17 protein-coding genes are annotated in these 22,144 nt (G+C 65.6%); 5 read left to right on the plus strand and 12 right to left on the minus strand.

Going from position 1 to position 22,144, the window contains the following annotated elements:
- Positions 1–93: 93 nt before the first annotated feature.
- The gene (locus OKW26_RS27575; RefSeq protein ID WP_429355788.1) at positions 94–1,092 is read right to left on the minus strand and encodes a sterol desaturase family protein; all 999 of its coding nucleotides are present in this window, start codon (positions 1,090–1,092) and stop codon (positions 94–96) included.
- Between the two features lie 90 nt (positions 1,093–1,182).
- Positions 1,183–2,202, minus strand: a complete 1,020-nt coding sequence (locus OKW26_RS27580) for a beta-propeller fold lactonase family protein (RefSeq protein ID WP_184063866.1) — start codon at positions 2,200–2,202, stop codon at positions 1,183–1,185.
- Positions 2,203–2,810: 608 nt separating this feature from the next.
- On the opposite strand from OKW26_RS27580, the gene OKW26_RS27585 reads away from it, so the two are divergent.
- Entirely contained in the window at positions 2,811–5,321 is a 2,511-nt protein-coding gene (locus tag OKW26_RS27585; protein ID WP_429355789.1) for a YadA family autotransporter adhesin, read from the plus strand.
- Positions 5,322–5,470: 149 nt separating this feature from the next.
- Here OKW26_RS27585 and hrpA read toward each other — a convergent pair whose 3' ends face one another.
- Positions 5,471–9,892: an ATP-dependent RNA helicase HrpA gene (hrpA, locus tag OKW26_RS27590; RefSeq protein WP_429355790.1), complete on the minus strand. Its 4,422-nt coding sequence runs from the start codon at positions 9,890–9,892 to the stop codon at positions 5,471–5,473.
- 23 nt (positions 9,893–9,915) lie between these two features.
- Between hrpA and argA the strand changes: the two genes are divergently transcribed.
- The 3 genes from argA (at position 9,916) to proP (ending at position 13,863) form a co-directional block, all read left to right on the plus strand.
- The gene (argA, locus tag OKW26_RS27595) at positions 9,916–11,304 is read left to right on the plus strand and encodes an amino-acid N-acetyltransferase (RefSeq protein ID WP_429355791.1); all 1,389 of its coding nucleotides are present in this window, start codon (positions 9,916–9,918) and stop codon (positions 11,302–11,304) included.
- A gap of 74 nt (positions 11,305–11,378) precedes the next feature.
- Positions 11,379–11,651 (plus strand): oxidative damage protection protein, encoded by a 273-nt coding sequence (locus OKW26_RS27600; RefSeq protein WP_026225286.1) that lies wholly within the window; start codon positions 11,379–11,381, stop codon positions 11,649–11,651.
- Positions 11,652–12,393: 742 nt separating this feature from the next.
- Positions 12,394–13,863 carry a glycine betaine/L-proline transporter ProP gene (gene proP / locus OKW26_RS27605; protein ID WP_090800879.1) on the plus strand — a complete coding sequence of 490 codons (1,470 nt, stop codon included), beginning with the start codon at positions 12,394–12,396 and terminating at the stop codon, positions 13,861–13,863.
- 68 nt (positions 13,864–13,931) lie between these two features.
- Here proP and OKW26_RS27610 read toward each other — a convergent pair whose 3' ends face one another.
- The 8 genes from OKW26_RS27610 to OKW26_RS27645 form a co-directional block, all read right to left on the minus strand.
- Positions 13,932–14,420: a metallophosphoesterase family protein gene (locus OKW26_RS27610; protein WP_184022172.1), complete on the minus strand. Its 489-nt coding sequence runs from the start codon at positions 14,418–14,420 to the stop codon at positions 13,932–13,934.
- 8 nt (positions 14,421–14,428) lie between these two features.
- Positions 14,429–15,235 (minus strand): hypothetical protein, encoded by an 807-nt coding sequence (locus OKW26_RS27615; RefSeq protein WP_184063856.1) that lies wholly within the window; start codon positions 15,233–15,235, stop codon positions 14,429–14,431.
- 2 nt (positions 15,236–15,237) lie between these two features.
- Positions 15,238–15,813, minus strand: coding sequence for a TMEM175 family protein (locus OKW26_RS27620; RefSeq protein WP_184022166.1), 576 nt, complete (start codon positions 15,811–15,813; stop codon positions 15,238–15,240).
- A gap of 144 nt (positions 15,814–15,957) precedes the next feature.
- Positions 15,958–16,311 carry a cupin domain-containing protein gene (locus tag OKW26_RS27625; protein WP_090800884.1) on the minus strand — a complete coding sequence of 118 codons (354 nt, stop codon included), beginning with the start codon at positions 16,309–16,311 and terminating at the stop codon, positions 15,958–15,960.
- 28 nt (positions 16,312–16,339) lie between these two features.
- Positions 16,340–17,737, minus strand: a complete 1,398-nt coding sequence (locus tag OKW26_RS27630; protein ID WP_429355792.1) for an FAD-containing oxidoreductase — start codon at positions 17,735–17,737, stop codon at positions 16,340–16,342.
- Positions 17,738–17,906: 169 nt separating this feature from the next.
- Positions 17,907–18,095 carry a hypothetical protein gene (locus OKW26_RS27635; RefSeq protein ID WP_062129896.1) on the minus strand — a complete coding sequence of 63 codons (189 nt, stop codon included), beginning with the start codon at positions 18,093–18,095 and terminating at the stop codon, positions 17,907–17,909.
- Positions 18,096–18,231: 136 nt separating this feature from the next.
- Positions 18,232–20,547 (minus strand): putative bifunctional diguanylate cyclase/phosphodiesterase, encoded by a 2,316-nt coding sequence (locus OKW26_RS27640; protein WP_429355793.1) that lies wholly within the window; start codon positions 20,545–20,547, stop codon positions 18,232–18,234.
- Between the two features lie 59 nt (positions 20,548–20,606).
- A complete protein-coding gene (locus OKW26_RS27645; RefSeq protein WP_429355794.1) occupies positions 20,607–20,909 on the minus strand; it encodes a hypothetical protein in 303 nt (100 codons plus the stop codon).
- A gap of 244 nt (positions 20,910–21,153) precedes the next feature.
- Here OKW26_RS27645 and OKW26_RS27650 point away from each other — a divergent pair, with 244 nt between their 5' ends.
- Positions 21,154–21,723, plus strand: a complete 570-nt coding sequence (locus OKW26_RS27650) for a lysozyme inhibitor LprI family protein (protein WP_429355795.1) — start codon at positions 21,154–21,156, stop codon at positions 21,721–21,723.
- Between the two features lie 82 nt (positions 21,724–21,805).
- Here OKW26_RS27650 and OKW26_RS27655 read toward each other — a convergent pair whose 3' ends face one another.
- Positions 21,806–22,096, minus strand: a complete 291-nt coding sequence (locus OKW26_RS27655) for a helix-turn-helix domain-containing protein (protein WP_184063836.1) — start codon at positions 22,094–22,096, stop codon at positions 21,806–21,808.
- Positions 22,097–22,144 lie beyond the last annotated feature (48 nt).

Below are 22,144 nucleotides of genomic sequence, written 5' to 3' on the forward strand. Positions count from 1 at the left end.
ACCAAGGAACGCGCCGCCGGCGGAAGTGAGCAGCGCGGCGGAGTACGCGCTCGAATGGATCCGCAATGGACTCAGAACGGACTCTGAACCGACTCAAACAGCAGCGGTGTCGTTGCCGGGTGCGCGGCGCTTCGATACGAGGCGATGCGCGATGCGCACGAAGGCGAACCAGTGCTGCGCCCAGAATCCATCGCCATAGCGGCGGCCTTCGAGCTGATCGCTGATACCGGTCGGCTCCATATCACGGCTCCACGACACGCTGCGGAACAACATGTCCCACCACGGGAACAGCACGCCGAAATTGCAACCGTATTTGAGCCCTTCATGACCGTACCCGATCGCGTGGTGACGGCGGTGGAACGCCGGGCTGACGAGCAGCCGCTCGCCGAGCCAGCCGTAATACAGGCGGATGTTCGCGTGCTGCACGCTTTGCGCGAGATTCGTGATCGCAACCAGCACGACGAACTGCGACGGCGGCACACCGATTGCGAGCGCGATCATCGCGAAGAACGACGCCTGCAGCAGATCGTCGAGCAGATGGTTGCGATCGTCGGACCACAGCGACATCTGCCGCTGACTATGGTGTACCGCATGCAGCTCCCACCACACGCCGACGCGGTGCTGCCAGCGGTGATACCAGTAGCCGGCGAAATCGAGTACGAGCAGATACATGACGAACGTGACGAGCGGCTGCGTGGTCACGCCGGGCCACAGGTTGTCGAAGTTCAGGTTCGCGATGCCGTGCAGCCGCAGCCAGCCTTGCACGTTGTCGAAGAACGGTTGCAGCGCGAAGAAAAAGAACAGGTTCAGAATGCCGAGCTTGGCGATCCACGTGTACAGCACGTCGACGCGCACGGCCTTGCGGTTCTCCCATTGCTCGACCGGGCGCAGCGCCTCGAGCGGACGCAGGATCGCGTACATCGCGAGCACCTCGAGCACACCGACGATGACCCAGTACAGGCTGTCGTAGGTGTCCTCGTCGTAGTCCATCAGATCGAACCGGAACAGCAGCGGCTGCACCACGTCGACGTACAGCCACGTCTGCGCGGCTGAAACGAAGCTGTCGAGTGAGGAGAAAATCAGATGGAACATGATGCTGGCCTGTTACTTCATCCTTGGTGGCTCGTGGCGTCCTGGCTCTGCCCTGTTGCCCTCAGGCACTGTCGGGCGCCCTCAGGCCCCTCAAGCGCCGTTCGGCGCCGTCACCGGCGCGCGGTCGAAGAAATAGATGCCGTGCGGCGAGCGGCCCACCGCAATGGTCTGGATCAGCTTGCGCGTGTTGAGATCGATGATGCCAACATGCTTCGCGAAGCGGAAGGTCACCCACAGATAGCGTTTGTCGGCGGAAAGTTCCATATCGTCCGGTCCCGGCATCAGGCCGGTGATGTCGCCGACGTTGGTGAGCGTGTCTTCGTCGATGATGCTGATCGTGCTAGCGACGCGGTTCGACACCGCGACATGCTTGCCGTCGGCGAGCGAGCGGAAATTGTGAGCGCCCTTGCCCGTGTGAATTGTCTTGACGACCTTCTGGTTGCGCCAGTCCACCACGGCGACGCAGTCCTCGCCGGTCATGCCGACGAGCAGGTACTTTTCCCCCGGCGTCATCCACAGACCCGCGGGCACCTTGCCGACCTTCATCTTCCATTTGACGGTTTGCGTGGGCAGGTCGATGGCGGCGAGCTCGCCCGAGATCTGCAGCGAGACGAACACCGTCTTGCTGTCATTCGAGAACGCCATGTGGCTCGGCATCACCGCGAGCGGCAGCCGTGAAGCCAGCGTCATCTGGTTTTTCTGGTTGTCGTAGTGATAGATGTCGAGTCGATCGAGCCGCAGTCCCGTAGTGACGAGCCACTTGCGATCAGGCGAAAAACCGATCTGATAGGGATCTTCGATGTTCTCGACCCAGCGCTGTAACTGCCCCGTTTTCGGATCGACGAACATCAGGCTGTTCGACACCGAATTGGCGACGATCAGCGAGGAATTGTCCGGCGTGGCCATCAGGTGATGCGGTTCCTTGCCCGTGGGCACGGTGCCGATGACCTGATGGCTGTTCTCGTCGATCAGGCTCAGCGTGGCCTCGCCGGAATTGAGCACGATCACGTTATTGGCGTGCGCCGCTGGAGAAAAAAAGCCTGCGGCGGCGACCAGCACCGCGGTCGCGGCGAACGTGGCACTCAAGCCGGGAAGAAAAAATTGACGCATGAAAACTCGCTTCGGAGAACAACGGTTATTGTAGAACGTTTGCCGGTCCGGGCGGTTGACGTAAGTCACTGGCGACGACCGAAAAATGACGGGTGCGATGAAGCGCGGCCGCGTGCGGGAGGTTTCGTCTGCCACGTCCGGTTTGATGCTCGCGCCGCGGGTTTTCGAGTGAGGAATCAATGGGCTCTCCCTGTCAGGGTCAATCATGCATCAGCCACACGTTAAAATCGCGCAAATGATTAGCGGGAACAATAAGAATACTCCTCTTTCCTTATCAATAAAAACCTAGCCGTATTAATATATTTTTTAGCCCGATTGAATTTCGGAGTTTGCTGATATCTGAATTGCACGCGGACATCGGAGAATTCTCCATACGCGCCGCCCCGGTAGCGCCTCCCCCATGAATCCCGAGCGTACATCGCCGGGCTGACGCGCGCTCGGCCAAATAACGCAAGCCTTACCAATGACCGGCGTTTTTGTATTTTCAATATTTTCAAACCCACCAGGCAATAACTTCACGTCAAAGTCGGAATACGCGCTGCGTGCCACTAACTACGTGCCACTAACTACGTGCCACTAACTACAATAATGCGGAGGATTTTTAATTGATGAACAAGAATATTTCGATAATTCGCCATACCACGTCTCAAATAAAAGTCGCAGCGCCGCGAACTGCCTGCCTGCAAACACACCGTGCTTCCGCGCGCCAGAAAAGCATCGCACGGGCGGTTCGAAGTACCGCGGGTGTTGCAATAGCGGCGGCGGCCCTTTACGTCACGGAAGCGACAGGCGCCGGCGTCGATTCCGTCGAGGTAGGCACGGCCAGCGCGCCCGGCGACATCGCGGTCGCGATAGGCGCACAGGCCACCGCAAGCGGCGACTCATCGCTGGCGGTCGGCTCGCAGGCGAACGCGCAAAACGACGGCACGATCGCGTTAGGGGCGAACGCCACGGCGCAGGGCGACAGCGCCGTCGCCATGGGCCTCTCCTCTTCCGCACAAGGCGAAGGCGCGAGCGCCTTCGGGCCTTATGCGAATGCGCAAGCGGAACGCGCGACCGCGCTCGGTCTGAACGCGTCGGCGCTTGGCGTCGACTCGGTCGCAGCGGGCTCCGGTTCAATAGCGGCGGACTCGGCCGCCTCCGCGTTTGGCTCCCTATCCACGGCAACCGGCGTCGGATCGACCGCGCTCGGCTATGTCGCGCAGGCCGGAGGCGCCAACTCGCTCGCCGCCGGAGCATGGGCCTCGGCGCTCGCGGACTCGAGCGTCGCGCTTGGCAGTAATGCCGTCGTCAGCGGCGTCGGCGCCATCGCCCTCGGCGTTGCCGCGCAGGCACGCGGCGCCTACGCCAGCGCAATCGGCTTCGGCGCAACGGCCGCGGGAGCCGGCGCGATCGCGCTCGGCAGCAACGCAAACGCGAGCGCCGACAATAGCGTCGCGCTAGGCGCCAACGCCAGCACCACGACGGACCTGTCGCAAAGCGCGTTTGTGCCCGTGGGAACGGGCGCCACCCCGATCGCGGCCTCCAGCGCGACGGGCGAAGTCTCGCTCGGCTCGGCGAACAACGAGCGTCGCCTGACCAACGTCGCCGCGGGCGCCGCGCCCACCGACGCGGTCAACATGAGCCAGTTGAGCGCGGTCGACAACAAGGTCGATGCACTCGCTCAAAGCAGCGCGCTGCATTACTTCAGCGCTGCTGACCCGGCCGACGGCTCCAACGAGGCGCTCGCAGACGGCACGCACGCGCTTGCCGCGGGCAGCAACGCCAGCGCTATGGGCAGCAACGCAACCGCATTCGGCACCAGCGCCAGCGCCAGCGCAACCGACTCGACCGCGATCGGCGCGGGCGCCGTCGCCGGCACGGCCGACGCGACCTCGCTGGGCGCGTCAGCGTCGGCCTACGGCTCCGGTGCGACGGCGCTCGGCTCCAACGCCACGGCGAACGGCGCCGGCGCCCTCGCGCTCGGCTCCGGTGCCAGCGCAGCCGCCGACAACGCACTTTCGCTCGGATCTAACTCGAGCGCGCTAGTTGCAAACTCCGTCGCGCTCGGCCAGGGCTCGATCGCCGATCGCGCGGGTACTGTGTCGGTCGGTTCAACGGGCAACGAACGCCAGATCACCAACGTCGCGGCTGGCACCGCCGACACCGATGCGGTCAACGTCGCCCAGCTGAAAGCGGTGAGCGACCAGAGCAGCGCGACCGCAGCGAAGCTCGACGGCGCGGTCATGTACGACACGAACGCCGACGGCAGCATCAACCGGAACAGCGTTACGCTCGGCGGCGATACCACGGAGGGCACCGTCATCCACAACGTCGCGGACGGCGTACAGGCGTCCGACGCGGTCAACCTCGGTCAGCTGAACGCGGCGCTTGAAGGCGCGATCAATAACGCGACGATCGGCCCGGCCGACGCGTTGTTCAGCGCGGCAGGCGATAGCGCGACTGAGAGCGCGCAGGCGTCCGGCGCGCACGCGATTGCGGCCGGGGCGAACGCGCGGGCGAGCGGCGTCAACACGGTCGCCGAGGGTGCGAACGCAGAGGCGGCCGGCACGAACGCGATTGCCGTCGGAGCGAATGCACAAGCAAGCGGCGCCAACGCGGCAAGCATCGGAGCGAACGCCATCGCCAGCGGCAACAACGCGACGGCGGTCGGTGCCGCAGCCAGCGCGAGCGCCGACAACTCGGTGGCGTTAGGCCAGGGCTCCGTCGCCGACCGAGCGAACACGGTATCGGTTGGCGCGGCGGGCCAGGAACGCCAGATCGCCAACGTCGCGGCCGGCGTGCGAGGCACCGACGCGGTCAACGTCAATCAGTTGCAGCAAAGCGTGAGCGGCGCGATCAGCGCGTCGAATCGCTATACCGACGACCAGATCCGCTCCGCCCGTCGGGACAGCTACGGGGGCACGGCATCGGCGCTCGCGATGGCAGCTTTGCCGCAAGCGGTGCTGCCGGGACACGGCATGGTCGCCATGGCGGGTGGCACGTACGGCGGTCAATCTGCGCTCGCAATCAGCGTGTCGCAGTTGTCGGACACCGGCAAATGGATTTACAAGGTCCAAGGCAGCACCGACTCTCGCCGACAGTTCGGTGCATCGATCGGCGCGGGGATGCATTGGTGAAATCAGCTCGTGCGAACGTATCGGACCGAGTCCGGCCGCGACGGCGTTCAGAGGACGCTCGGTGTACCCCGCGCGCACCGGTGCGCGGGCCCGCTCATCGGCCGCGGTGCACACCCAGTGTCCAGCGTCCGCGAGCGAGCGCCCTGGCTTTAGCGCTGCATCGACTCCCACACCTTGTGCAGGCGCTTCACCGAAACCGGCATCGGGGTGCGCAACTCCTGCGCAAACAGCGAGATGCGCAATTCTTCGAGCAGCCAGCGGAATTCCGCAAGCCGCGGATCCACGACGCCGCCGCGCTGCGACACCGCGCGCTGATAGTGCTGCAGCAGCGGCTGGAATTCGGCGAACTGGCGCGCGTCGCGTATGGCGTCCGCGCGCAGCTTGTCGATACGCAGCGCCATCCCCTTCAGATAACGCGGGAAATGTGCGAGTTGGGCATACGGCGTATCGACGACAAAACGCTTGCCGATCAGCGCATCGAGCTGATTCTGCAGATCGGTGTACGCGGCCACGAATGGCTTCGCCTGCAGGAGCTTCTTCGTCAGGCTCGCGTATTCGCCAAGAATCTGACCGACCAGCCGCGAAATTTCCTGCGCGAGCAACGTGAGGCGGCTACGCCCTTCGTCGCGGCGGACATGGAAGCTCGCATCGTCGTCGGGCAGCGGATCCTGCAGACACGCGCGGTCGAGTGCGGTGTCGATCAGCTGATCGCGCAGCTCCTCCTGCGTGCCGCGCGGCATGAACTGCATGGCCATTTCGCGCAGGCCTGGCAGATTCTTCTCCAGATACTTGATCGGCTCCTTCAACTGCAGCGCGAAGAGCCGACGCAAGCCCGCCCGATGAATCCGCGCGGCTTCTTCCGGCGAATCGAACACCTCGACGTCGCAATGGGTGCCACGGTCCACGAGCGCCGGGTAGCCAAACAGCGTCTGACCACCACGGCGAATTTCGAGCAACTCGGGCAACTTGCCGAAATTCCACGTGGTCAGGTTTTCATACAGCGCGGTGGCTGGTGCGCCTTCGGGTGTCGCGGGTTGCGGCGCGGCCGCGCCCTTGCCGCGCGACGCGCCACTCTGAGCCAAATCTGGAGAGCGTGCAGGTGCCGCAACACCGCCGCCGCCCGCGTCGGCCAAGGCGGCGCCCGCCGCGCCCGAAACGAGCTTCTGGAAATGCTGCTGCGCCTGAGCGCCGAGCTCGGCGCGCAGTTGCGACAAATTGCGCCCCATCGCGAGCTGCCGGCCATGTTCGTCGATGACCTTGAAGTTCATGAACAGATGCGCGGGCAGCGTCTCGAGCTTGAAGTCGGACTGCTTCATCGCGACCTGGGTCTGCTCGCGCAGGTCGGCGATCAGCGCCTCGAGCAAGCCTCCTCCTCCGAAGCGCTGTGCGCCGTGCCGTTCGGCGAAGCCCGCCGCGTACTCGGGGAGCGGCACGCAATGCCGACGCAGCTTTTGCGGCAGCGACTTCAGCAGCAACTGCGCCTTTTCTTTCAGCATCCCGGGCACGAGCCACTCACAGCGGCGCGCGTCGACCTGGTTCAGCGCGTACAGCGGTACTGCGAGCGTCACGCCGTCGCGCGGCGTGCCCGGCTCGAAGTGGTAGGTCAGCGCCATCTCGATGCCCGCCATCGTCAGCCGCTTAGGGAACAGATCCGTCGTGACACCCGCCGCCTCGTGCCGCATCAGATCGTCTCGGGACAAATACAACAGCCGCAGCTTGTCCTCCGCCTGGCCGCTCTTTTCGACCTCGTCGCGATACCAGCGCTCGAACGCGGCGCCGGTATGGATGCCGTCCGGGAGCGCCTGATCGTAGAACGCGTAGATCAATTCGTCGTCGACCAGCACGTCCTGGCGGCGCGACTTGTGCTCGAGCTGCTCGATGTCGGCGAGCAGCTTGCGGTTGTGCGCGAAGAACGCAAGCTTCGTGTCGAACTCGCCTTCGACGAGCGCACCGCGAATGAACAGCTCGCGCGCCCGCGCCGGGTCCTGCTTGCCGAATGCAACGCGCCGCCGGTGATAGATCGGCAGGCCGTACAGCATCGCGCGCTCGAACGCGGACACCTGCGCCGCGCGCTTTTCCCAATGCGGCTCGGACAACGACTTCTTGAGCAGATGCGCGCCGACCTTCTCGACCCACTCCGGCTCGATTTTCGCGATACAGCGCGCGTACAAACGGCTCGTTTCGACGAGCTCGGCGGCCATCACCCACTTGCCTGCTTTTTTCACGAGCGCCGAGCCGGGCCACAAATAGAACTTGATGCCGCGCGCGCCGAGGTAGTACGGCTCGTCGTCGGCTTTCAGGCCGATGTTGCCGAGCAGACCGGTCAGCAGCGCCAGATGGATCTGCTCGAATGTTGCCTCCGCTTCGTTCAGCCGCCAGCCGTGCTCGCGCACCACCGTCAGCAGCTGCGAGTGGACGTCGCGCCATTCGCGCAGCCGCAGTTGCGACAGGAAGTTCTTGCGGCACTCGTCCTGCAGCTGCCGGTTCGATTTCTTGTGCGCGATCGCTTCGTCGAACCAGTTCCAGATCTTCAGCCACTGCAGGAATTCGGAGCGCTCGTCGGCGAACCGGCGATGCGCCTGGTCCGCCTGCTCCTGCGCTTCGATCGGGCGATCGCGCGGGTCCTGCACGGACAGCGCACTCGCGATGATCAGCACTTCCTTCAGCGCCTGCTGGTCGCGCGCGGCGAGGATCATGCGGCCAACGCGCGGATCGAGCGGCAGTCGCGCGAGTTCGCGGCCGAGCGGCGTCAGGTGGGTGTCGTCGTCGACGGCGCCGAGCTCGTTGAGCAACTGGTAGCCATCGGAAATCGCACGGCCCGGCGGCGGTTCGATAAACGGGAAGGTTTCGATCGCCGTCAGATGCAGCGACTTCATGCGCAGAATCACCGAAGCAAGCGACGAGCGCAGAATTTCCGGATCGGTGAAGCGCGCGCGGCCCTGGAAGTCGCTGTCCTCATACAGACGAATGCAGATGCCATCGGCGACCCGGCCGCAACGCCCTGCGCGCTGGTTCGCGGCGGCCTGCGAAATCGACTCGACCTGCAACTGCTCGACCTTGTTGCGATACGAGTAGCGCTTCACGCGCGCAAGGCCGGTGTCGACCACGTAGCGGATGCCGGGTACCGTCAGCGAAGTTTCGGCGACGTTGGTCGCGAGCACGATGCGGCGCGCGTTCGACGCGCGGAACACGCGCTCCTGCTCGGCGGCCGAGAGCCGCGCGAACAGCGGCAGGATCTCCGTGTGGGGCGGATGATGTTTGCGCAGCGCCTCGGCGGCGTCGCGAATCTCGCGCTCGCCGGGCAGGAACACCAGTACGTCGCCGGGGCCTTCGCGGCACAGTTCGTCGACAGCGTCGACGATCGCCTCCATCAGATCACGATCAGTCTCGCGCTGCGTCTTCGGGCGCTCGCGGCCAGACGAGGTTGCACCCGAGGTCCCTTGCGCCGCCTTGACCGCCGGGCTGTCCTCGACGACCGGACGGTAACGTACCTCGACCGGATACATCCGGCCGCTCACTTCGATCACCGGCGCGGGTTTGTCGTCGCTGCCGAAATGACGCGCAAAACGGTCGGCGTCGATCGTCGCCGAGGTGACGATCAGCTTCAGGTCGGGACGCCTGGGAAGAATCTCCTTCAGGTAGCCGAGCAGAAAATCGATGTTGAGGCTGCGCTCGTGTGCTTCGTCGATGATCAGCGTGTCGTAGGCTTTCAGCAGCGGATCGGTCTGCGTTTCCGCAAGCAGAATGCCGTCGGTCATCAGCTTGACCGATGCGCCCGGCGCGAGGTTGTCGTTGAAGCGCACCTTGTATCCGACCACTTCGCCGAACGGCGTGCCGAGTTCCTCGGCGATACGGCGCCCGGTCGCCGACGCGGCGATCCGGCGCGGCTGCGTATGGCCGATCAGACCATTGCCGCCGGCACCGAAACCACGGCCAAGCGCGAGGCAGATTTTCGGCAACTGCGTGGTCTTGCCCGAGCCGGTTTCGCCCGACACGATCACGACCTGATTCTCCGCGATCGCCCGCGCGATCTCGTCGCGACGAGCGGAGACAGGAAGCGCTTCGGGAAACGTGACCGGTGGAATCGGATTCGGCTCGACGACCCGCGACGGCCGCGCTTCGCGCGGCGCGCGAGGTTGTTCCTTGCGCGGCTCGCCCGATTGTTTGTCGCGCGATCCGTGACGTTGCTCGCCTCGGGTCGATCCGCGTTGTTGCTCGCTACGTGGCCCGCGATCTCCCTGTTCGTTGCGAGACGCACGACGCTGTTCAACACGAGGCGTGTCCGAGCGCGCGTCGCGGATTTCATTGCGCTGCTCGCTTTGCCGCGCATCACCGCCCTCGTCGCGAGCCTGCTTGCCATGCTCACCGCGAGGCGCGGCCGAAGGCGTATTGCGGCTCCCTTCAGGCGGCACCTTTCGCGCAGACGCGCCCGCCCCCCGACGCGCGTCACGCGCCTGATCGGGTTTCGCATCCTGCGCTGGCCGGCGCATCGTGTCGCCGGGGTTGGCCGGCTCGCCGGCCGACGCCGGTTTCTCGTTCGCCCCAGCGGGACTTTTGGGTACATTCGACATGGGGGCGCATTATAATCCCCGGCATGAATTCCCAAACCGACCTCGTCCCCGCGCCCGCGAGCGGCCCGGCCCCCGCCGACTCGCCGGAAACCCTCGCCCAGCACGCGCAATTCGTCGACTGGATGCGTTCCGTCGCCCCGTATATCCACGCGTTCCGAAACAAGACATTCGTCGTGGGTTTCGGCGGCGAAGTGGTGCATCAGGGGCTGCTGAATGCGCTCGTGTCCGACATCGCGCTGCTGCAGGCAATGGGCATCCAGATCGTGCTCGTGCATGGCTCGCGCCCGCAGGTCGAGGAGCAGATGAGCCTGCACGGCGTCGAATCGGAGTTTTCACACGGCATGCGCATCACCGACGCGCGCGCGCTCGAGTCCGCGAAGGAGGCGGCCGGCGAAGTGCGTCTCGACATCGAAGCCGCGATCAGCCAGGGTCTGCCGAACACGCCAATGGCGCACGCGCACATCAGCGTCGTATCGGGCAACTTCGTGACGGCGCGCCCCGTCGGCATTCTGGACGGCGTCGACTTCCAGCACACGGGCCTCGTGCGCAAGATCGACGCGGATTCGATCCGACACTCGCTTGCGAGCCGCAAGCTCGTGCTGCTGTCGCCGCTCGGCTTCTCGCCCACCGGTGAGGCGTTCAATCTGTCGATGGAAGACGTGGCCTCGGCCGCGGCGATCGCGCTGCGCGCCGACAAGATCGTGTTCCTGACCGAAACGCCGGGCCTGATGGAAACCGGCGAAAGCGGCACCGAGCTGATCCGCGAACTGTCGCTCGACGACGCCTACAAGCTGCACGAAAGCGGCGAAGTGACTGGCGACGCCGCGTTCTACCTGAAGCATTCGATCCGCGGCTGCCGCGGCGGCGTGCCGCGTGCGCACATCATCCCGTACGCGCTCGACGGCAGCCTGCTGCTCGAACTGTTCCTGCACGATGGCGTCGGCACGATGATTTCGTACGAGAACCTCGAAAGCCTGCGCGAAGCAACGCCGGACGACGTCGGCGGCATTCTCGCGCTGATCGAGCCGCTCGAAACAGACGGCACGCTGGTACGGCGCGGCCGTCACCAGATCGAACGCGATATCGACCATTTCTCGGTAATCGAGCACGACGGCGTGCTGTTCGGCTGCGCGGCGCTGTATCCGTATCCGCAGGAGCGCATCGGCGAAATGGCGTGCCTGACCGTCGCGCCCGAAGCTCAAGGCACCGGCGACGGCGAGCGCCTGCTCAAGCGCATCGAACAGCGCGCGCGGGCACGCGGCCTCACGCGCATTTTCGTGCTCACCACGCGCACCGAACACTGGTTCCTGAAGCGCGGCTTCGTCAAGGTTACGGTCGACGACTTGCCCGAAGACCGCCGCCGACTCTATAACTGGCAGCGCAAATCGCTCGTGCTGATGAAACAGCTTTGAGTACTTCGTGATCACCCCCATCTGATCCGAACCGGCGTCTGCCCGCCCCACATCGATTACAGGAGAAGCACAGCATGACTCGTATGGTTCAATGCGCGAAGCTCGGCAAGGAAGCCGAAGGCCTCGATTTCCCGCCGCTGCCGGGCGAACTCGGCAAGCGGATCTACGAAAGTATCTCGAAGGAAGCCTGGCAGAGCTGGTTGAAGCAGCAGACCATGTTGATCAACGAAAACCGCCTGAACATGGCCGATCCGCGCGCGCGGCAGTATCTGATGAAGCAGACCGAAAAGTTCTTCTTCGGCGAAGGCGCGGATACCGCGTCGGGCTACGTGCCGCCGTCGGCCTGAGCTTGCCTCGTCGAGGACGACACGACACGACGCGTCGCCCAAACCGAGCAAACACACGCCTGAAAGTCCGCGCCGCAAGCGCGGATTTTTTTCGCACCAACATCGGCCGCGCATCGCGCCCGCCGCTCGCGTCGTCTTCGCCTCAAAAAGCGCTCGCCAATGTTCTAAGCGGTCCGTTTTTCAGGGCCGTTCCGACCCCGCCAGATCTCCCGTCCCGCAACGGATCGAGTCCCATTGGCGGCCCTGCCTCGCACTGCCGATTTGCATGATCCTCTGGCATCGTGCTAACATGTGCCCTCGTTTCAGCCGCAATTCACCTTCATTCGTGTTCTTTCAAGTTGGTTCATCGTGTGTTTTTCCGCGCACGCGCCATCCTGAATTGAACTGTTTTTAAACAAGAAGGCTCGTCGGTCGTTTCCCCGCCTAAAGCGGAAAATTCAAGACCGGCCTTTTTCGTTTCAAGCCTTCAGTGGCGCATGGGTCAGTTTCCCGCCAGCCCCGCGTCCCTCATGCATCTGCCCCCCTTCCACGGCCACGCAGGTGCAACAGTCAGCACAATCTAGTCGAGTGTTTTTTCGCGAACTTACCGCGAGGCACGGGCGTTTGCTTCTTTTCGCCATCCGTTGCGCCGCCGGATAACCGGTGCCGCGAATAGTCTCGCCTTGCTCACGAAATTACACTTCCCAGCAAAACCGTGGCGGAACGCATCACGAGTTTCGTCGCAGTCATTGGAGTTTCAACCTTGACCGCTTCCAGCAACGGCTTCTGGCGACATCACAAACCGGAACAGCGTCTTTCCCTCGACGACATCACCGTCGTCGATCACTCCCTCCTGAAACGGGCCGTCGGCGCCATGGCGCTCGGCAACGCGATGGAATGGTTCGATTTCGGCGTGTACAGCTACATCGCGGTCACGCTCGGCAAGGTGTTCTTCCCCTCGTCGAGCCCTTCGGCGCAACTCATTGCGACCTTCGGCACGTTTGCCGCGGCGTTTCTCGTGCGGCCGATCGGCGGCATGGTATTCGGGCCGCTCGGTGACCGCATCGGCCGTCAGCGCGTGCTGGCAATGACGATGATCATGATGGCCGCGGGCACCTTCGCGATCGGCCTGATCCCCAACTACGCGACGATCGGCATTCTCGCGCCGGCGCTGTTGCTGCTTGCGCGCCTCGTGCAGGGCTTCTCGACCGGCGGCGAATACGGCGGCGCCGCGACCTTCATCGCCGAATTCTCGACCGACAAGCGCCGCGGCTTCATGGGCAGCTTTCTCGAGTTCGGCACGCTGATCGGCTACGTGCTCGGCGCGGGCACGGTCGCGCTGCTGACGGCGACGCTGTCGAATGACGCGCTGCTGTCCTGGGGCTGGCGCGTACCGTTCCTGATCGCCGGACCGCTCGGCCTGGTGGGTCTCTACATCCGCATGAAGCTCGAGGAAACGCCCGCGTTCAAGAAACAGGCCGAAGAGCGCGAAGCCGAGGACCGCGCGCTGCCCAGCCAGTCGTTGCGCCAGCTGCTCGTGCAGCAGTGGAAGCCGCTGCTGCTGTGTGTCGGCCTCGTGCTGATTTTCAACGTGACCGACTATATGGCGCTGTCGTATCTGCCGAGCTATCTGTCCGCCACGCTGCACTTCAACGAAACGCACGGTCTATTCCTCGTGCTGCTCGTGATGATCCTGATGATGCCGATGACGCTCGCCGCCGGCCGTCTGTCCGATGCGATCGGCCGCAAGCCCGTGATGCTGCTCGGCTGCGTCGGTCTGTTCGCGCTGTCGATTCCCGCGCTGCTGCTGATTCGGATGGGCACGGTGCTGCCCGTGTTCGGCGGTCTGATGATTCTCGGCGTGCTGCTGTCGTGCTTCACCGGGGTGATGCCGTCGGCGCTGCCGGCGCTGTTCCCGACCCGGATCCGCTACGGCGCGCTCGCGATCGGCTTCAATATCTCGGTGTCGCTGTTCGGCGGCACGACGCCGCTCGTGACCGCATGGCTCGTCGACCGGACCGGCAATCTGATGATGCCCGCGTACTACCTGATGGGCGCATCGCTGATCGGCATCGTGTCGGTACTCGCGCTGCGCGAAACCGCGCGCAAGCCGCTGCTCGGCTCAGGTCCGTGCGTCGCGACGCGCGCTGAAGCGCACGCGGTGCTGCGCGGTGAGCGCGAGGCCGAGGAGATGGATGAACGGTTCGCGGCGGCGGCGACCGCGCGTGCCTGACCTTGCGCAGTCATCACGCCAGGCGTAGTTTCTGAAGCGGGCCGGCGACATTCGTCGGCCCGCTTTTTTTACGTCAGCAGCGAATCGAACGTCGCGCCAACCTGCGCGCCTTCGACGGTCAGCGTGCCCGCGCACACCGGCAGCCTGAAGCGCCGCGGCCCCGCGCTGCCAGGATTGACGTACAGCACGCCGTCGCGCTCGGCGATCGACGGCTTGTGCGAGTGGCCGCTCACCACGACGCGAATGCCATCGTGCTGCGGCACGCAGCCCAGCTCGGCGATGTCGTGCACGACCAGAATCGTCACCTGCTGGATCGTCAGCCGCGCATGCGTCGGTAGAGACGCGGCCCAGTCACCGGTATCGTTGTTGCCGCGCACCGCGGTCAGCGGCGCGATCCGCGCGAGCGCGTCGAGCACGTCCGGGTTGCAGATATCGCCCGCGTGAATGATCGCGTCGCAGCCGTCGAGATAGCGCAACGCTTCGGGACGCACGAGGTTGTGCGTATCCGAGATGAGCCCGATGCGGGTAGCGGTCGAAGGTGAGCGATGTGAAGCCATGCGCAGTCTCACTCGGTCTGCGGCTGCGCCAACTCTCGCGCCGCCGCCTGGGCACGGCGCTGCCCAGCCAGCATGCGCCGTGTCAACCCCTGCACGACGACCGACACCACCGCCGCGCACGCAAACCCCGTCGCCACACCGTAGTGCGGCAGCAGCATCGCCGTCACCGCGAAGAACGCCGCGAACGAGCCGCGCCCGACCACCATGCCGCGCATCAAGAGCGCCACGAAGTCCGCGCCATGCGCACGCTGCGCCGACACCGCGAGCACGATGCCGAGCAGCGGGAACACCGACACCACGCCACTCCACGCGGCGCCCATCGATGCCGAGGCAGCCGTCACCGCGAGCGTCAGCAATGCGCCCGCGAGCATCCGCACGGCCAGATCCGCGCGCCCGACGCGCGCCGCCGGCACATGGCCCGTCGCGCGCGGCAAGCAGCTCTGCGACACCGCGACGGCCACGCACGCCGCCGCCAGCGCCCACCCAAGCGAGCCGGGCATCCGCACGATCAGCAGTCCCGCGCCGAGCCAGCCGGCCATGCCCGCGACCAGTGCGAGCGGCCAGTCGAAGCGTCGGCAGCTCCATCCATAAGCAAGATTGAATGCCTCGGATGCGGCGATCGCCGCAACCGACGCCGCCGACGCCTGCGCCGCGAACGCCGGCCCGCGCTCGACTGCGAGCAGCAGCATGATCGGTCCGGCGACGACCGGCAGTCCCGCGAGCCATCCCGCGACCGACGGCCCCCAGACGCGCGCGGCCGCCGTCAGCGCGGCGAGAAAGGCCGGCACCAGCACGAGCTTCAGCGCGAGCAGCATGCTCAGGCCTCCAGCACGTGTTCGATGCGACGGTCCGGTACGAACCACCACGCGGCGGCGAGCGCGTACAGCACGGCCGACGCCCACGGCACGACGAACGCGAGCCCGATGCCGGTCAGGTAAATGACGACGGAGACCTTGCCCTTGAAGTCGTTGCCGAGCGCTTTGGCCAGCGTCGAGTCGTGTCCATGCTGCGAAATCAGCGTGCGCGTCAGGATGAAATACGCGATCGCCGCCATGAACAGCACGATGCCGTACATCGCGGTCGGCCACGCGGCCAGATGGTTTTCGCCGACCCAGTGCGTCACGGCCGGCAAGAGGGATAGCCAGAACAGCAGATGCAGGTTCGCCCACAACACCTTGCCGTTGACCTTCTGCACCGCATGGAACATGTGATGGTGATTGTTCCAGTAAATGCCGACGTAGACGAAGCTCAGCACGTATGCGCAGAACACCGGTACGACCGGGCGCAGCGCCGCGAGATCGTGGCCTTCGGGCACCTTCAGTTCGAGCACCATGATCGTGATGATGATGGCGATTACGCCATCGCTGAAGGCTTCGACGCGTCCCTTTCCCATGCGAGTCCCGAAGTTCAATGCGGTGGGGCGCACAGCCCGCCTTCGCCTTGCGCGCGGGCCGCGCCGCTGCCGATTATCGGTGATGGTATGAGGATTTGTCGATGCGCGAGAGCCGGACGCGCGGATGGCTCGATCCGCCGCGGCTCACGGGTAATGGACGGCGAGCCACACGCTCGGCTCGGTGTCGCTCGTCCATGCGACGCGGTGGCGGCAATGCGCCTCGATCAGCACGTGATCGCCGGGCTTCATCCGATGCGGCTCGGGGTCGCCGTCGAATTCCAGCATCGCCGCGCCGGTGAGCAGCACGACCCATTCGGCGCGCGGGCTGTCGTACCAGAAGCCGGGCGGACTCGCCTGCCCGGTCGAGACGATCCGCTCGATCGTCACGCCGCCCCGCTCGACGAGCGCGTCGACCTGCTCCTCGGGCGTCGTCCCCAACTGCGCGACGAGGTCGAACAGATTGCCGCTGTTACGTGCGGGTTTGAGCGGGCCTGTCATCAGCGTGTCGCGCCAGCGTCAAGGCAGTTCATTGCATCGGCTTGAGCCCATCGAGCAGCGTCGGCACCAGTTCGCCGATGGTCGGATGCACGTGCATGGCGTATTGCAAAGTCGGATACGGCGCGCCTGCCGTCATGATGTCGACGAACGTATGGATCGCCTCGTCGCCCTCGATGCCGTGAATTGCCGCGCCGAGTATCTGTTTGCTGTTCGCATCGACGAGCGCCTTCATGAAGCCGTCGGTCTCGCCACGCTCGCGCGCACGGCCCACGCGCGACATCGGCATCGTCGCGATCAGCGCTTCGCGGCCGCTGTTGCGCACCTCCTGCTCCGACATGCCGACGCGCGCGAGCGGCGGGTCGACGAACACCGCATACGTCATGATCCGCGTGTCGACGCTGCGCGCGCCGCCGTCGAGCAGGTTCGCCGCGACGATCTGGTAGTCGTCGTAGGACGTGTGCGTGAACGCGCCGCGACCGTTCACGTCGCCGATCGCCCAAACGCCCGGCACGCTGGTGCGCAACTGGCCGTCGACGATGATCGTGCCGTGCCGGTCGGTCTCGATGCCGGCGACGTCGAGGCCGAGATCGTCGGTATTCGGCCGGCGGCCGGTGGCCAACAGCAGGTGCGACGCCTCCATGGCCGGGATGTTCTGCTCGAAGCCGATGCACACGTCGTTCGCGTGATGCGCATGCGGCTCGACGCGCGTCGGCTGCACGCCGAAATGAAACTCGACGCCCTCGCGCGCGAGCACCTTCAGCACCGACTCCGCGAAATCGGCATCCTCGCGGTTCAACACGCGCTCGCCGCGCACCAGCACACTGACGCGGCTCCCGAAGCGGCGAAACACCTGCGCGAATTCGAGCGCGATATAACTGCCGCCGACGATCACCAGATGATCCGGCAACGCGGTCAGTTCGAGCAGCGTCGAGTTCGTGTAGTACGGAATCCGCTGGATGCCTTCGAGCGGCGGCACGACGGCGCGCGTGCCGGTGTTGATGAAGATTTCGAACGCGCTGAGCTCGTTCAGCAATTCCCCGTCGCGCCCGCAGATAGCGAGCGTGCGCGCGCCGGTGAAGCGCGCGTGGCCGTTGAACACCGTGATGTTTTCCGTGCCGCGCAGCCATTTTTCGACGCCGCTGCGCGACTCTCCGATGATCCGGTCCTTGCGCGCCTTCACGGCCGCCAGATCGACGCCGACCGAGCCCACCTGCACGCCGAGCTCCGCCGCATGGCGCGCCACGTGCGCCGCGCGGGCGCTTGCCACATAGGATTTGGTCGGCGTGCAGCCGACGTTCACGCAAGTGCCGCCAAACTCCGCGCGTTCGATCACCGCGGTGCGGCGCCCGCTTTGAGCGAGGCGCACGGCGAGCGGCGAACCGCCTTGTCCGGTACCGATCACGACTGCGTCGAAGTGCTGTGGCATGGCAACTCTCCCCGGCTGGGTGCAGGTCGTAGCATCTTACGCTTAGTGCCACGCGCTGCCATGTCATGTCTGGTTGTGCGGGCGCTTTGGCGACGGCCCGTCTTCCCACGCGCCGCGCGCGAGGCGGCGCCAATCAGTTGGGATTACTGCGTATGCTGCGCGGGAAATCTCAGGCGTGGCAATGAACCGCGCAAATCAACTCGCGCGAACGTTGCAGTGCGGCCTGCGCGCCGCGCGCCGCGAACACCCAGCCGACCTGGCCGAGATTGAAGTCCTGCGACACCATCACCTGCATCAGCGCGACCATCGGCAGTACGACCGCTGGCCGGTAAAGCTGGTTTCTGATCAACTCTGACATGACGACCCCCAAACGCGGGGCGCCGCTTCGGCACCGCGCACCAATACTGTTTCGATGGGGGAATTTTAGGGAGTGCGTCGCGGCCGATAAATAGCGGCAACGCGAAGTCACTTGTTCGGCAATCTGAACAATCGCGTCAGGACGCCTTCGCCATGCCGATCAGCTGCGCGTCGTACAGCGTGCGCGCATACGCGCTCGCGCCGACCGGCCGGCTGTACAGGTAGCCCTGCTGCTTGTCGCAATCGATCGCGCGCAGGAACGCCGCCTGCTCGACGGTCTCGACGCCCTCGGCGGTGACGTTCATGCCGAGCGAGTGCGCCATCGCGACGACCGCCTGGGTGATCGCGACCGAATCGCGATGATCGGGCAGCCCCGCGACGAACGAGCGGTCGATCTTCAGGTTATGCAGCGGAAAGCGCTTCAGGTACGACAGCGACGAATAACCGGTGCCGAAATCGTCGACCGAGACGCGCACGCCCATTGCGTTCAGCGCGCTCAGCATCGGCAGCACGGTATCGCTGTCGCTCATCAGCAACCGCTCGGTGATCTCGAGTTCGAGCGCGGCCGGTTCGAGCCCGGACTGCGCAAGAGAACGTTCGATGCGCTCGAGCAGCCCGTCGTTGAACTGCCGCGGCGACAGATTGACCGCGACGACCAGATGCGGCGCGAGCGAGCGCCGCCACTGCGCGACCTGCTGGCAGGCGTGCTCGAGCACCCAGTCGCCGATCTCGACGATCAGCCCGGCATCCTCGGCGACCGGAATGAATTCGCCCGGCGACACGTTGCCGAGCTCGCTGTTGTACCAGCGCAGCAGTGCTTCCGCACCGATCGTGCGGCCGCTCTGGCTATCGACGATCGGCTGGTACACGAGGCTCAGCTCGTTGGCCGCGAGCGCGCGCCGCAGCGACTGTTCGATCGTGAAACGCCGCTGCAGATGCTGGTTCAGCTCGGCGGTGAAGAACTGGAAGTTGTTGCGGCCGCGCTGCTTCGCGTGATACATCGCCGAATCGGCGTTGCGCATCAGCGTCGCGACGTCCTGGCCGTCTTCGGGAAACAGGCTGATGCCGATCGACGCGCCCAGGTAGTACTCGTTGCCCGCCACCGCGAACGGCACCGCGATCATGTCCAGAATGCGGTGCGCGAGGCCGATCAGCTCGCCGGTATTGCCGTACGCACTGGCGACGATCACGAACTCGTCGCCGCCGACGCGCGCCAGCGTGTCGCCGCACCCGACGCAGGCCGACAGCCGTTCGGCGACGCTGCACAGCAAGGCGTCGCCGGCTTCGTGACCGGCGGTGTCGTTGACCTTCTTGAAGCTGTCGAGATCGACGAACAGCACGGCGACGCTGGTGAGTTCGCCGTCATGGTCGCCGGCGGCGCACGGCGCGAACAGGTCGCGCATCCGCTCGGTCAGGTAGGCGCGGTTGTAGAGGCCGGTCAGCGAATCGCGCGTGGCGAGGTACTTCAGCTGGCGCTGCGCCTCGCGCACCGGCCCGATGTCGGAAAACGAAATCAGCACGGAGTCCGGCTCGCTGTCGCCGGGCCGCAGGATCGGCACGACGTTCTGCGTGATCCACACGACCTCGCCGCCGATCAGTTCGAGGCCGACCGTCACGCCGAGCATCGGCTTGCCGGTCGCAAAGACCTGCGAGACCGGACGGTTGACTTCGCCGATGACCGAGCCGTCCTCGCCGAACGCGCGTGTCATCACGGTCCGCATGCTGCTGCCGACGACCTCCGGTGTCACGTGCAGCATGCGCTGCGCACTCGGATTGCAGGCGAGCACGATGCCGGTGCGCGACTGCACGACGATGCCCTCGCTGAGATGATCGACGACCAGCCGGTGACGCTCCTCGCTATGCGCGAGGCGCTGCGCCATCGCGTCCTGATGGACTGCGAGGCCGACGCTGCCGCCGATGTCGCGCAGCATCGCCTCTTCCTCGGGGGTCGGGCAGCGGGTGGCGCGGTAGTAGACGGCGAACGCGCCGAGCACGATGCCCGCGTCGTTTTCGAAGGGCACGGACCAGCATGCGCGCAAGCCGTGCGGCAACGCGAAATCGCGGAAGTTTTCCCACAGCGGATCGGATTCGATGTCGTCGACGATCACCAGACGCCGCTCGAACATCGCCGTGCCGCACGAGCCGACGCGCGGACCGATCGCCGCGCCCTCGATCGCGGCGCTGTACGCGGGCGGCAGCGACGGCGCGCCGCCGACGCGCACATGCACGCCGTCCGGGTCGAGCAGCAGGATCGAGCAGCACGCGCCGTCGCCGAGCAGCGCCTCGGCGCGACGGCAGACTTCGTCGAGCAGCTCGGGCAGCGGCGTGTTGCGGGTGATCAGCCGCAACACGCCGCGCTCGGACGCGAGTACCTCCTCGGCCCGTTCCGGCCGATAGCGGGCGCCCTCCGGCGCGGCTGTCGTCGTGCCACGTGATGTTGCTTCGCAAATCATAGTTGCGCCCCCCAACCCAACATCGGCAAGTTAGTGTACGCGGCACACCGGGGTTTACGCTAAGTCCAGCGTGAAAATCTGCCATGCATCGCGTGCGGACGGCTCCGGTGTGGCGTGCCAGCATCGGTTGATGCCGGTACGACGGGCGACGGCAGTGCGGGCGCCGTCTGTTCCTGGCCCGCAGGCGCCGCAGCGGCTCGACGCTGGGCCAGCAGTTGCGCGACGATCGGGTAGTCGGCCGCAGGGCCCGCGCGCACGTTGGACCCGCTGTTCGTATAGGCCTGTGACTGCGCGCTGGCCGCGCCGGGTAAAGTCAGAAGGCCCGCTGCCATGCAAAGACCGATCACGAGTCGTCGTTGCATTCGTTCTCCCTCTTTCGTTGGCCGCCTTTGACCACGCCGGCCCAAGTGCCCCCACTTCCATCATATAGACGTTGCGCCTACTTCATGACGCGCGAAGGTGCGCGAGCGCCGACCTGGGCCGGCAGCCCGCGCGGCAACATCTGGTAACGACCCGCCCGAATTCCCGCGTTGTTCGGACGTCCGCGAGGCGCGCGACCGGTCGATCATCGGCGGCATGATCAACCGATGCACCGCCCGGACCCTGATGACCCTCTTCCGCCCCCTCCTGATCGCCGGACTGCTGCTCGCGCATCCGTACGGCAACGCTGCGAGCTTCGATTGCCAGCGCGGCCGCTCGCCGGCCGAGCGCATGATTTGCGGCGACGCCGCCCTGTCGACGCTCGACGACACGTTGGGCCAACTCTACTGGAAGGCACGTCGGCGAGTCGCCCAGCGCCGCGCGTTCATCGACGACAGCGACAGCAAGTGGGCCTGGCGCGAAGCGAACTGCCGCGACGCCGCGTGTCTGCGGACGTGGTACGCGACGCGTATCGACGAATTGCAGCGACTGCTGGCGAGCCTGCCGAGCGGCGCGCGGCACGCGGCGTCCGTGGATGCGGAGGCGCACTCCGACCCGTCGACGCTGCAATGCACGGCCGCGCAGCCCGACCTTGTGGTGAACGAGCAGTGTGCGAGCGTGATCGGGCAGTCCAGCAAGCGGTGGAAGTATCAGCCAGGCGATGCCGACTGGTTCTGCGGCGTCGCCACACTCGAGGCGGCGGACATGGCGCCATCGCGATCACAACCGCAGGTGCAGGCGAGCGTCGGGCAATGAGACGGCGGAGCGCGCTGACTACGACAACAATCAACCCGTGCGCCGGATCATTTGCGCGCCGGTGGCAGTTGTGCCGGGACGCTCAGCCGGCGGCCGACGGCTCGCCGCCCTCGCTCGTGCCGAACAGCTCCGCGCAAAGCTGCGCGCCGATTTCACTCAGCGACGCGGCTCCGGTGCCATCGTCGTGGCACATCGTATCGACGAGACCGCTTCCCGAGAGCGCCGTCAATTGCCGCCGCAAGCTGCTCATCGGCACGCCGGCCTGCTTCGACAGCTTCGCGAGCGACCACGCGCGCCAGGGTGTCTCGCGATGCGCGCGCCATAGCTGCGCGAGTATCGCGGCGAGTTGCGGGTCGATGTCGTCGTCATCCATGTCGGTCTACCTGTCGTGATGTGTCGTTTTGCATCGCCGTAGCGCCTG

The organism is Paraburkholderia sp. 32 (genome assembly GCF_050435345.1).
In the GTDB taxonomy this organism is placed as follows: domain Bacteria; phylum Pseudomonadota; class Gammaproteobacteria; order Burkholderiales; family Burkholderiaceae; genus Paraburkholderia; species Paraburkholderia tuberum.